At 41.8% G+C, this 12,163-nt stretch carries 8 protein-coding genes; all 8 read right to left on the reverse strand.

Going from position 1 to position 12,163, the window contains the following annotated elements:
- Positions 1-13: 13 nt before the first annotated feature.
- Positions 14-487, reverse strand: a complete 474-nt coding sequence (rimP, locus tag ACQKNS_RS04545) for a ribosome maturation factor RimP (protein ID WP_427641391.1) — start codon at positions 485-487, stop codon at positions 14-16.
- 193 nt (positions 488-680) lie between these two features.
- Entirely contained in the window at positions 681-5,003 is a 4,323-nt protein-coding gene (locus tag ACQKNS_RS04550; protein ID WP_427641392.1) for a PolC-type DNA polymerase III, read from the reverse strand.
- A gap of 159 nt (positions 5,004-5,162) precedes the next feature.
- Entirely contained in the window at positions 5,163-6,863 is a 1,701-nt protein-coding gene (locus tag ACQKNS_RS04555; RefSeq protein WP_427641393.1) for a proline--tRNA ligase, read from the reverse strand.
- 266 nt (positions 6,864-7,129) lie between these two features.
- A complete protein-coding gene (rseP, locus tag ACQKNS_RS04560; protein ID WP_427641394.1) occupies positions 7,130-8,398 on the reverse strand; it encodes an RIP metalloprotease RseP in 1,269 nt (422 codons plus the stop codon).
- A 7-nt stretch (positions 8,399-8,405) separates the two neighbouring features.
- A complete protein-coding gene (gene dxr / locus ACQKNS_RS04565; RefSeq protein ID WP_427641395.1) occupies positions 8,406-9,566 on the reverse strand; it encodes a 1-deoxy-D-xylulose-5-phosphate reductoisomerase in 1,161 nt (386 codons plus the stop codon).
- Between the two features lie 42 nt (positions 9,567-9,608).
- Entirely contained in the window at positions 9,609-10,406 is a 798-nt protein-coding gene (locus ACQKNS_RS04570) for a phosphatidate cytidylyltransferase (protein WP_427641396.1), read from the reverse strand.
- A gap of 25 nt (positions 10,407-10,431) precedes the next feature.
- A complete protein-coding gene (locus tag ACQKNS_RS04575; RefSeq protein WP_427641397.1) occupies positions 10,432-11,205 on the reverse strand; it encodes an isoprenyl transferase in 774 nt (257 codons plus the stop codon).
- Between the two features lie 398 nt (positions 11,206-11,603).
- Complete coding sequence (gene frr / locus ACQKNS_RS04580) at positions 11,604-12,161, reverse strand: ribosome recycling factor (protein WP_427641398.1); 558 nt, start codon at positions 12,159-12,161, stop codon at positions 11,604-11,606.
- Positions 12,162-12,163 lie beyond the last annotated feature (2 nt).

The raw sequence follows: 12,163 nt of genomic DNA on the forward strand, positions 1-12,163 counted from the left end.
TGATTTGCCTGACTTAAGAGAAGGTAATCGCCAATCTTGCTTTGGCTACCTTTTCGAATGGTATGACGATCGTTTTCTTTCTTGTCTTGATTTTGACTTCGAGTGTCACTTCTTCACCATCGAAACTGGTTAAGATTCCTTCGAATTCTTTTTCATCTAAAATGGGCTCGTATGTTTTTATGTAAACATTTTTACCGATAGCATTAAGGAAATCCTTCTCTTTCTTCAGAGGCCTTTCAGCTCCGGGTGATGAAACTTCGAGAAAATAATTTTGTGGAATCGGATCAACCTCATCAAGCTTTTCACTGAGTTTTTCACTCACATTTCCGCAATCGTCAATATCTACGCCTGTTTCTTTATCAATGTACACTCGAAGGAACCAGCTTTTACCTTCCTTCACATACTCCACTTCGACTAATTCAAGCTGCAATTCTTCAAGAATTGGTAATGCTAATTCCTCTACGACTTCCGTTACCTTTTTACTCATTTGTTTCCTCCATACGTGCGTTGTATGCGCTTGGTTTCGGATTCAAAATTAAATGGTCAATACAACACGAAAGAGTGGGTTTCCCCACTCTTGCCATTGGTTCCTCTTAGTATTTCCAATAAAAATATACCATAATCAAGATATTTATGCAAATATCATGTCTGTTTCTTCCTTTTTGGAATCCGTTTCCTCTTTAAAATAAAGATAACTGATTTTGTTCAGGCAATGACTCCAGACAGCCTTGTTTATCAAGGTATTCAAGGATGGTCTTTGAAACCTTCCCCCGTTGCTGAAGGTCTTCTTTGGAAAGGAATTCACCATTTTCCCTTGCATTGACGATATTGATTGCCGCATTCGTTCCAAGACCAGGTATCGAATTGAAAGGCGGTATCAAAGTATTTCCTTCAATCAAGAATTGATCCGCACTGGATTTGTACAAGTCCACTTTAGCGAATGAATATCCGCGTTCACACATTTCCAGAGCTAGTTCAAGGACCGTCAATGTATTCTTTTCCTTGGTGGATGCATCCAATCCCTTTACCATGATTTCTTCCATTTTTGATTTGATCGATTGCGATCCACGAGTCATGGCGTCGATTTCAAAATCATCGGCACGTACTGTGAAATAGGCTGCATAATACAATAAAGGCAGATGCACTTTAAAATAGGCAATCCGGACAGCCATTAAGACGTAAGCTGCAGCATGGGCTTTCGGGAACATGTATTTAATTTTCTTACATGAATCGATATACCATTCCGGCACCTCATTTTTCCTCATTTCCTCTTCGAATTCCTCCGAGAGCCCTTTCCCTTTACGTACAGATTCCATAATTTTAAACGCCAGGGAAGGATCTAGACCTTGGTATATCAGATAGACCATAATATCATCCCGGCAGCCTATAACCTCACTTAGTGTACATATGCGGTTGTGAATCAGTTCCTGTGCATTGCTCAGCCATACATCCGTACCGTGGGAAAGCCCTGAAATCTGAACAAGCTCGGAAAATGTCGTAGGTTTCGTATCTTCAAGCATCTGCCGGACAAAACGCGTACCAAATTCCGGGATGCCCAGCGTACCCGTTTTACACATGATCTGTTCTTCGGTAACTCCTAAAGATTCAGTACTGCTGAATATTTTCATTACTTCTGGATCATCGGTAGGGACGGTCTTAGGATCGATGCCACTTAAATCTTGAAGCATCCGGATTACAGTCGGATCATCGTGACCAAGTATATCAAGTTTCAAAATATTATCGTGAATGGAATGGAAATCGAAGTGAGTTGTTTTCCACTCAGAATTCCTATCATCCGCAGGGAACTGAATTGGTGTGAAATCATAGATATCCATATAATCCGGAACAACGATAATTCCGCCCGGGTGCTGTCCAGTCGTCCTTTTCACACCAGTACAACCGGCAACAAGGCGATCAGTCTCGGCTCCACGCATATGGATATTATTATCAGAGGAATACCCTTTTACATATCCATAAGCCGTTTTTTCAGCGACCGTACCAATTGTTCCGGCACGATATACATATTCTTCACCGAATAAGACCTTCGTATAGTTATGAGCCTTCGGCTGATATTCACCGGAGAAGTTCAAGTCAATATCCGGAACCTTATCCCCTTTAAATCCAAGGAAAGTTTCAAACGGGATATCATGCCCGTCTTTCGTATAAGCAATTCCACAATCTGGACAGTCTTTATCTGGCAGGTCAAACCCGGAACCTACAGAACCGTCATTGAAGAATTCGGATTTCTTGCACTCCGGACATACATAATGCGGCGGAAGCGGATTTACCTCTGTAATTTCAGTCATGGTTGCAACGAAAGATGACCCAACCGATCCCCTTGAACCAACTAGATAACCATCATTCAGGGATTTTTTAACAAGTTTGTGAGAAATTAAATAAATAACGGCAAAACCGTGGCCAATGATGCTTTTCAATTCTTTCTCAAGACGGGCTTCCACGATTTCCGGCAGGTTCTCTCCATAAATCTTCCTTGCCATGCCATAACTCATTTGACGCATCTCATCTTCTGCACCTTCAATTTTAGGTGTGTATAACTCATCCTTGATTGGCTTGATTTCTTCAATCATATCAGCGATTTTATTCGTGTTGGTTACCACGACCTCCTTGGCTTTCTCAGAACCAAGGAAGGAGAATTCACGCAGCATTTCATCTGTTGTCCGAAAATGTACGTCAGGAAGCTTATGACGATTCAGCGGATTTGCGCCACCTTGTGAATTCACAAGGATTTTACGGTAAATTTTATCATTCGGATCTAAATAATGCACATTTCCCGTAGCTACGACTGGCTTATCCAATTTTTCACCAAGCTTGACGATATTGGAGATGATCGTTTCCAATGATTTATCATCCCGAACATATTCAAGCTCAATCAAATGCTGATACACATCCTTCGGATGGATTTCGAGATAATCGTAGAATTCTGCGATATCGACGACTTCCTCAAAACCCTTCTGCATCATCCCTTCAAAAACTTCTCCTTTATCGCATCCCGATCCGATCAAGATTCCTTCACGATACTTTTTAAGTTGTGAGCGTGGCAGTCGGGGCACACGATAGAAATAATCGATGTGTGATATTGAAATTAATTTGAAAAGGTTTTTTAAGCCAGCCTGTGTTTGCGCGATCAGCGTACAATGGGACGGCCGGGAACGCTGATAAGCATTGCCTTTACCCATATTGTCATTAAGTTGATCATGATGGGTAATCTCCTTTTCCATTGCATCCTTTAGCATCTTCAGCATTAGGTAACCTGTAGCTTCGGCGTCATAAATGGCCCTATGATGCTGGGTCAAATCAATATCGAACTTTTTACATAATGTATTTAACCGGTGATTTTTAAACTCCGGATATAGGAAACGGGCAAGTTCCAATGTATCAAGAACAGGATTGGAAGCTTTAGGGTAACCCAAGTTTTTATAACCTATATTCAAAAACCCCATATCGAAGGCTGCGTTATGGGCAACCAGAATAGCATCGCCCGCCCATTCCTTGAACTTTTCAAGTACTTCCGAGACTTCTGGAGCATTTTCTACAAGATCATCAGTGATTCCGGTCAATTCTATCGTCGTATTGGATAGTGGGTGATGCGGATTAGCAAATGACTCGAATCGATCAATGATGTCACCGTCACGAACTTTCACTGCAGCAAATTCAATGATCGTATCATAAACGGCTGACAGACCTGTCGTCTCTACGTCAAACACCACATATGTGGCATCTGCCAAAGCGATATGCGACTCATTATAAACAATGGGTACACCATCATCTACAAGATTCACTTCGACACCGTAAAGGATTTTGATACCATTCTTTTTCCCGGCACTATAAGCTTCCGGGAATGATTGTGCTCCCGCATGATCTGTAATGGCCACAGCCTTATGCCCCCACTTTGCAGCCTGGGCAACAAGCGCAGAAGTAGGTGTCACTGCATCCATCTGGCTCATTGGGGTATGCATATGCAGTTCTACACGCTTTTCCCCTTCTGGAGCCTTATCTTGCCGACCTTGTTTAGAAATTTCATTTATATCATTTGCGATCATCACAAGGTCACGTACGAATGTATCATTTTGGATGCTGCCTTGGGCACGTACCCACATCCCTTTTTTCACTCGGGCAAGTATGGCAGCATCTTCTTTATCACGCGAAAACATTTTGACCAATATCGAGCTCGTATAATCAGTGACTTTAAAAGTCAACAGGCTGCGTCCGCTGCGTAACTCACGCACTTCTGCATCAAATACGAAACCTTCGATAGCAATCCTGCGCTCTTCATCGATAATTTGTTCGATCCTGCGGAAATCCGCATCTTCTTTAATCGTATAGCCAATTTTAACCGGCCCATCGTAGACGGCATCGTCGCCGCCTTTCTCCGATTCTTTTTTCTGCATTTCCACTAGGGCAGCAAGTCCCTTTTCTGCGTCTTCCTTTTGTTTCTCTTCCAAGAACTTCTGGTAATCAGGATTCGAAACCGTTTCCTTCACTTCCGCTTCAAGTGTCAGCGGAGGAAAACCGAATGTTTGGTAGATATTCGAAATGATGCCGGAGTATTTCCGCTTCAACTGACCAGCCTCCGCATCATTCCGGGCGCTAATGATGAGCTTATATCCATTCACCGTCGGCACTTGTTCATTTAGAAGTGATAACAGTGCAGGAGACATGCCTTCAAGCTCGCCAATGCAGCTTTTCCAATACTCCTTCACCAATTGTTCCGTCACTTGCGGATTGGCCACATTCAAGTTGAATGTGACCTTCGCAATATGGGAAAACGTACTTGCTAGGTGAGTAGCAAGTCTTGTATGAACACTGCAAGGAATTAATGCAGGTATATTAAAGGCAAAATGCCATGTTTTGGACTCCCTCTCGATTGAGAGTTTATCAATTTCGGCGCCTAAGAAATAATTCACAAAGGCATCCTCAGTCAAGCCCATTTGCTGGAGCAAGAGTTGAAATCTCTCTCTACCGCTATTTGGATTTTGATCCATTCCCTCTCTCCCCTATCTACTATCTCTTATTTTTCACTATCATTTTCTTTTGATGCCAGAGGCTATTATAACATATCATGAATGTTTCACTAGTATCCAAATCCATGAAAAGGAAAGGCATCATCCAAATGAATGATGCCTAATCCCGCTAGTTTTAAATTATGCCATTATTTCGTGAAGCTTTTGAGTCAGTTCAGCTCTTTCAATTTCAAGAACCTCACCCGTTTTACGGATTTTCACTTCGACGATTCCCTCGGATGCCTTTTTACCAACAGTCACCCTGACAGGAAGACCCATCAAGTCAGAGTCTGCGAATTTTACGCCCGCACGTTCTTGACGATCATCCATAAGAACTTCCATGCCTTGTGCCCTTAGATCATTATATAACTCTTCTGCCAGGGCAGCCTGAGCCTCATCCTTCATATTGATCGGAATCAAATGGACTTGGTATGGCGCTAAATTCGCTGGCCAGACCAATCCTTTTTCATCGTTGAATTGTTCAGCAACAGCGGCAAGAGTACGGGAAACACCAATGCCATAACAGCCCATGATCATAGGCTGCGTCCGTCCATTCTCATCCAGGAATGTCGCATTCATAGCTTCGGAATATTTAGTTCCCAGCTTGAATACGTGGCCTACCTCAATTCCTTTGGCAAACTTAATATTTCCGTTTCCGTCCGGTGATGGGTCACCCTCTTGGATGAAACGAAGATCAATATAATTTGCCACGTTAAAGTCACGAGCGGGATTTACGTTCACATAATGGTAGTCTTCCTCATTTGCACCACAAACTCCATTAACCATGGCCTCGACGGCAACATCCGCAATCACTTCGACTTCAGAAGTGACATTGATTGGTCCAAGAGATCCAATTGTACATCCTAAGACTTCTTTCGTCTCATTTGGATCGACCAATTCAACTATTGAAGCGTTATAGAAATTCTTCAGCTTGATATCATTGACTTCATGATCTCCTCGTACCAAAACAAGCACATACTTTTCATCCACTTTAAACAATAACGATTTTATTAGTTTATCTGCACCAGTATTCAAGAATGAAGCAACCTCTTCAATCGTTTTTTGACCTGGTGTATGAATTTTTTCAAGTGCAATTTGTTCTTCGGAGCTTTTTTCATATTTTACGCTTACAGGTGCCATTTCAATATTAGCTGCATAATCGGAAGTATCAGAATAGGCAATGGTATCCTCCCCTATTTCAGACAGGACCATGAATTCATGTGTATCCTTACCACCCATTGCCCCAGAATCAGCAATGACGGCACGGAAGTTCAAACCACAGCGGCTGAATATATTCGAATATGCTGCATATAAATTTTTATAAACAGCATCCAGGCTTTCTTGATTAGCATGGAAAGAATAAGCATCTTTCATGATGAACTCACGTCCCCGCAACAATCCGAAACGAGGTCTTTTTTCATCACGGAATTTGGTTTGGATCTGGTAAACCGTTAATGGTAGACGCTTATAGGATTTCACTTCATCACGAACTAAGCTGGTTATCACTTCTTCATGTGTGGCTCCAAGCGCAAATTCACGGTTGTTGCGATCCTTAAGCCTCATCAACTCTGGACCATAAGTATACCAGCGTCCGGATTCCTGCCAGAACTCGGCTTGTTGTAGAGCCGGCATCAACAATTCTACCGCACCAGCATTTTCCATCTCTTCCCGAACGATTTCCTCAACCTTTTGTAGCACTTTTTTCCCAAGCGGCATAAAACTATAAACCCCGCTGGAGTTTTGTCTCATAAATCCTGCACGTAATAGCAGCTGATGACTTTTGATTTCAGCATCAGCAGGCACTTCCCTCAATGTAGGGATCAACGTCATACTTTGTTTCATATCTGCACCTCTTCAATATTTCCTTTAAATTAATGGCGGCTACGGTAAACTCATACCGCAACTTGAATACGGTCATTTCATACAAAAAAGACTTTCCGCGTTTTTCAGAAAAGCTAATTTAATATACTCATTCTCGATTATACTTACGATTTCCCTAGAAAACAAACAATTTCCCCAAAACGGTTAAAAAACTAGGAAATCCATTCAGATAAGAAAACGGCCAACAGATAAATCTGCTGGCCTGTTTTTCATTATCCAAACTTATCTTACAGAAAGAATCGCTGGATGTCATTCCATGTAACGACAATCATCAATAACATCAGCAAAGCAAAGCCTATGAAGTGTACCATTCCTTCTTTTTGACGGTCAATTGGTTTCCCTCTTAAGAATTCGACCACAAAGAATAACAGTCTTCCTCCATCCAATGCCGGCAGCGGAAGCAGGTTCATGATTCCAAGGTTAATGCTGAGCAGCCCCGCCCATTTCATTAATGTGAATAAACCTTGTTTCGCTACTTCCTCAGTTGATTTGTAGATTCCTACAGGACCGGATAAACTGTCAATCGTAAATCCACCCGTTACGAGGTCACCAAGGATGATGAATATTTGTTTTGTCCAAAAATACGTTTCTGTAAAACCATATTGTATAGCTTTAATCGGTGCTTTTTCAACCGGAGGGTAAACACCGATAATGCCGATTTTCTTCCCTTCCCTCTCCACTTCCTGTGGAACAACCGGAACTTCTAATGTTTTCCCGTCCCTGTCAACGACGAACTCGATCTCTTGCCCTGGGTTCTTTTGAATGCTTTCCTGTACATCTCCCCAAGTGGAGACTTCCGTACCTTCTATGGATTGAATGACATCCCCCGATTTTAAACCGGCATTTACAGCCGAACCATCCGGAGTCAACTCACCAAGTTTCGCCTCATCCACCACGACTCCTTGAAACAGGCCGATCAACACGAAAATGACAAAAGCCAAAACGAAGTTCATTGCCGGTCCAGCTACAATCGTCAGGAAACGATGACCAAGCGACTTCGAGGCAAACTGCCGGTCAAAAGGAGCAATCTGGTTCTCTACACCATTTTCAACGATCACCGCTTCTTTATGAATGGCAAACGTTTTTAGTGTATCTTCCTCGCCCTCTTCATAACCAGTAAGGATCAGTTTATGATCAAGATCGATCCCTTCAACCTCCACAAGACGAATATCAGGATATTTATCTTTATTGTTCAAAATGATTTTGGTAACATTCTCTTCATTATCAAACATTAACCCCACCCGATAGCCGGGCTTCAATTCTATATTCTCCGCATCTTCACCAGCCATGCGCACGTACCCGCCAAGAGGGAGCAATCGAATGGTATATACGGTTTCCTTCTTTTTATATGTGAATACTTTTGGCCCGAAACCGATTGCGAACTCACGGCATAAAATTCCTGCTCGCTTTGCAAACACTAAGTGCCCAAGCTCATGGAAAAAAACTAGAGCTCCAAAAATGATGATGAACGCTATAATCGTTTCTAAAGTCTGCATGTTCCGGTCACCTATCTTTCACTAGAGATTCTATATACTGCCTTGTCATATGATCTACTTCCTGAATCGTTTCTAAATCTGGAAGGGCTATGACGGAATGCTGGTTCAGCGCTTTTTCTATTAACGTTTCAATTTCAAGGAAGGTTACCTTTCCAGATAAGAATGCAGAGACTGCGGCTTCATTGGCGGCATTCAACACAGTAGTCATCGTTCCGCCCATTTTACCTGCTTTATAAGCGAATTGCAAACAAGGATATCTGGTGAAATCCATATCGCTAAAATGCAGTTTTCCTGCTTCAGCAAGATTAAGTCGTTTGCGGCCTGCTAGCTGAATACGGTCTGGATATGTAAGTGCATATTGAATCGGCACCCGCATATCCGGTGTCCCCAGTTGTGCTATCACGCTGGAGTCATGAAACTCAACCATGGAATGGATGATGCTCTCCTTATGTAGCAATACATCAATTTTATCGTATGGAAGATCGAATAGCCAGTGGGCCTCAATTACTTCCAATCCTTTATTCATCATTGATGCTGAATCGATCGTGATTTTGGCTCCCATTGACCAATTCGGATGGTTCAGTGCCTCTTCCACCGTTACATCCTTCAATTCTTCCCTGGTCCGGTCTCGAAAACTGCCTCCCGAAGCGGTAATGACCAGACGTTCTATATTTTTTTCCTTTTCACCTTGCAATGCCTGAAAAATGGCGGAATGCTCACTGTCAACCGGCAGCAATCTGACCCCCGCTTTTTTTGCTTCACTTATGACCAAATGACCTGCCGTCACCAAAGTCTCCTTGTTGGCGATAGCAATATCTTTTTTAGCCTTTATTGCTTGAAGTGTCGGATAAAGACCCACGCTTCCGATGACAGCATTGACCAATATCGTCGCCTGACCATAAACGGCAACAGCAGTCAATCCTTCATCTCCATACATGAACTCGATATCTTTGCGGCTGGAGAATTCACTTTTCAAAACATGATAATCTTCTTCCGTCTGGACTGAAACCAGTTTCGGTTCAAACTCTTGTATATAAGTCCTGACCAATTCTATATTCTTTCCAGCAGAAAGCGCCACGATCTTGAATTGATCTGGATGGGACCTAACTACATCCGCTGTTTGTTGACCAATCGATCCTGTCGCACCCAAAAGGCTGATATTTTTCAAATTGTTCATCTCCTAATTCAATTACGCTTGCCTATATTTATATTATAAAACATGCAATAAATGCAAAATCGGTAAAATGAATATCACGCTATCAAGCCTGTCCAAAATTCCTCCATGTCCCGGGAGAAGCTTTCCTGAATCCTTAACGCCATAATGGCGTTTATACGCCGATTGGACAAGATCACCCAATTGCCCGAATACACCAATGATTAATGAAATCAATAATAATTGTAATAAAGTGTAGTCAAGGTTGGAGAAGGCGTAAAATAGAACACCCACTATCAAAGCGGAAAATACCCCGCCAATAAACCCTTCCACCGTCTTGTTTGGACTTATTTCTGGCCAAAGCTTTCTTTTACCAAGTGATTTACCAATGAAGTAGGCCCCGGAATCGGTTGCCCAGATCGTAAATAAGGTAAGCAGGATATAGATCAGTCCCAAGCCCAAAGAGTCACGTGTTTCAAACAGGTAGTAGAAACCGATCCCCAAGTATAGAATCGAAATCACTAGAAAGCCAGCATCATCAAAAGTGAAACGGTTTTTTGAAACGACTGTATAAAGTAACAGCAGCAAAACCCCGATTAAGAAGACTTGAACTTTATCGTAATTTATTTCTGCTAAAAAAGCGGTATGCTCATTAGGCAATAAAAGCACCCACAATAATATGTGTGAAAGAAATGCTTCAAAAGACAGCACACGTATTTTTTTCATTTTCATCAGTTCATATAAACCAATTGACCCTAACAGATAAACCGTCAGTAAAAAGGGAGTGCCCCCTAAAATGACTAGTGGAATGAAGATAGCGGCAACTACGACCGCCGTAATAATTCGTTGTTTCATTATTCCATTTTCCTCGCCTTCTACTTTAAACGCCACCGAATCTTCGTGAACGCTTTTGATACTCCTCAACTGCCTGCAATAAATGCTCTTCACTAAAATCCGGCCACAGCACCTCAGTAAACCACATTTCAGTATAAGCAGCCTGCCAAAGCATGAAATTGCTTAAGCGGATTTCACCGCTTGTACGGATCAGTAAATCAGGATCCGACAAATGTTTCGTCATCAGGTAACTGGATAGCATTTCCTCAGTTACATTTTCCTTTATTATACCATTCTTAGCATCTTGAACGATGCTATTCACTGCAGATACAATCTCCCCGCGGCTTCCATAATTCAGGGCAAAATTCAGAATCATCCCATCATTGCCTTCGGTGTCTTCCATTGCCCGTTTAACGGCACTTTGTGTATGTGACGGAATGAGTGACAAGTCCCCTATCATTTCAACTCTTACATTTTCGGAAATGAGCTCGGGTAAAAATGTCCCAAGAAATTCCTGTGGAAGCTTCATCAAAAAGTCGACTTCACTTTTCGGACGTTTCCAATTTTCAGTGGAAAACGCATAGACTGTCAAAGTTTTGACCCCTAATTTATTGGCAACTTTCGTAATTCTACGAACGGTTTTCATTCCTTCATGATGACCCGCCACACGTGGCAATGCACGCTTTTTGGCCCAACGGCCGTTCCCATCCATGATGATGGCGATATGCTGAGGAACATCAAACTGTTTAATATGCTGAATCCTATTTGTTACATCGGAAGAAGCATCTTTTTTAACGAAACGCTTCCAAAGTGAATACATATGTTAGTCCCCCATCAGGTTGTACTTATCTCTCTACAAAGGCAAAGTTTTCGTGCACTATGTATATCAAGCTTTCTGCCGCTTAAAAAGAATCTATATTATAATATCAAAAAAAAACTGGTTCTCAAATTATTATTATGAAAATTATTTCTTCATTAGAATCTAGAAAGGGAGAAATCATTACTTCTTTTTTTCTATAACCGCTTATGATCACCATGTAAAATGCAAAAAAGGACCACCTCCAACGTTTGCATGCAACATACTAACTCAAGGAGCAATCATTATCGGAGAAACCTTATTATAACAGTTTTCTCCTTTAAGCACACCTATATGTTAGAACCACGACATGACCCGGTATGGATTCGGCCCTCTTTATTTAATCGATTCTTCAGCAGAAATTATACTTCCAAAATTTCTTTTTCTTTATCTTTTGTAATTTCATCGATTTTCGTGATATTGCCATCTGTCATCTTTTGGATGTCATCAGCATAGCCACGTAAATCATCTTCGGTGATTTCACCACTTTTTTCAAGCTTTTTCAAATCATCATTCGCATCTCGACGCACATTACGAACAGCTATTTTCGCTTCTTCCGCTTCTTTTTTCACAACTTTCACAAGCTCTTTTCTGCGCTCTTCAGTTAACGCCGGAATGGCGATCCTGATGACCGATCCATCATTGGAAGGATTTAAGCCTAAGTCTGATTTCAAAATTGCCTTTTCGATTTCACCCAATACCGTTTTATCGTATGGTTGAATGACCAATAATCTAGCTTCCGGGACAGAAATGCCGGCCACTTGATTAACTGGTGTCGGCGAACCATAATAATCAATCGTGATTCTATCAAGCAATGAGGCATTTGCCCTTCCGGCACGGATGCTTGCTAATTCACGTGTGTACGCTCCAATGGCTTTTTCCATTTTCGTTTTCGCATTCGAAATAACTTGTTTCGGCATCT

It is taken from the genome of Peribacillus sp. NPDC094092, from assembly GCF_050279365.1.
Lineage (GTDB): Bacteria > Bacillota > Bacilli > Bacillales > DSM-1321 > Peribacillus.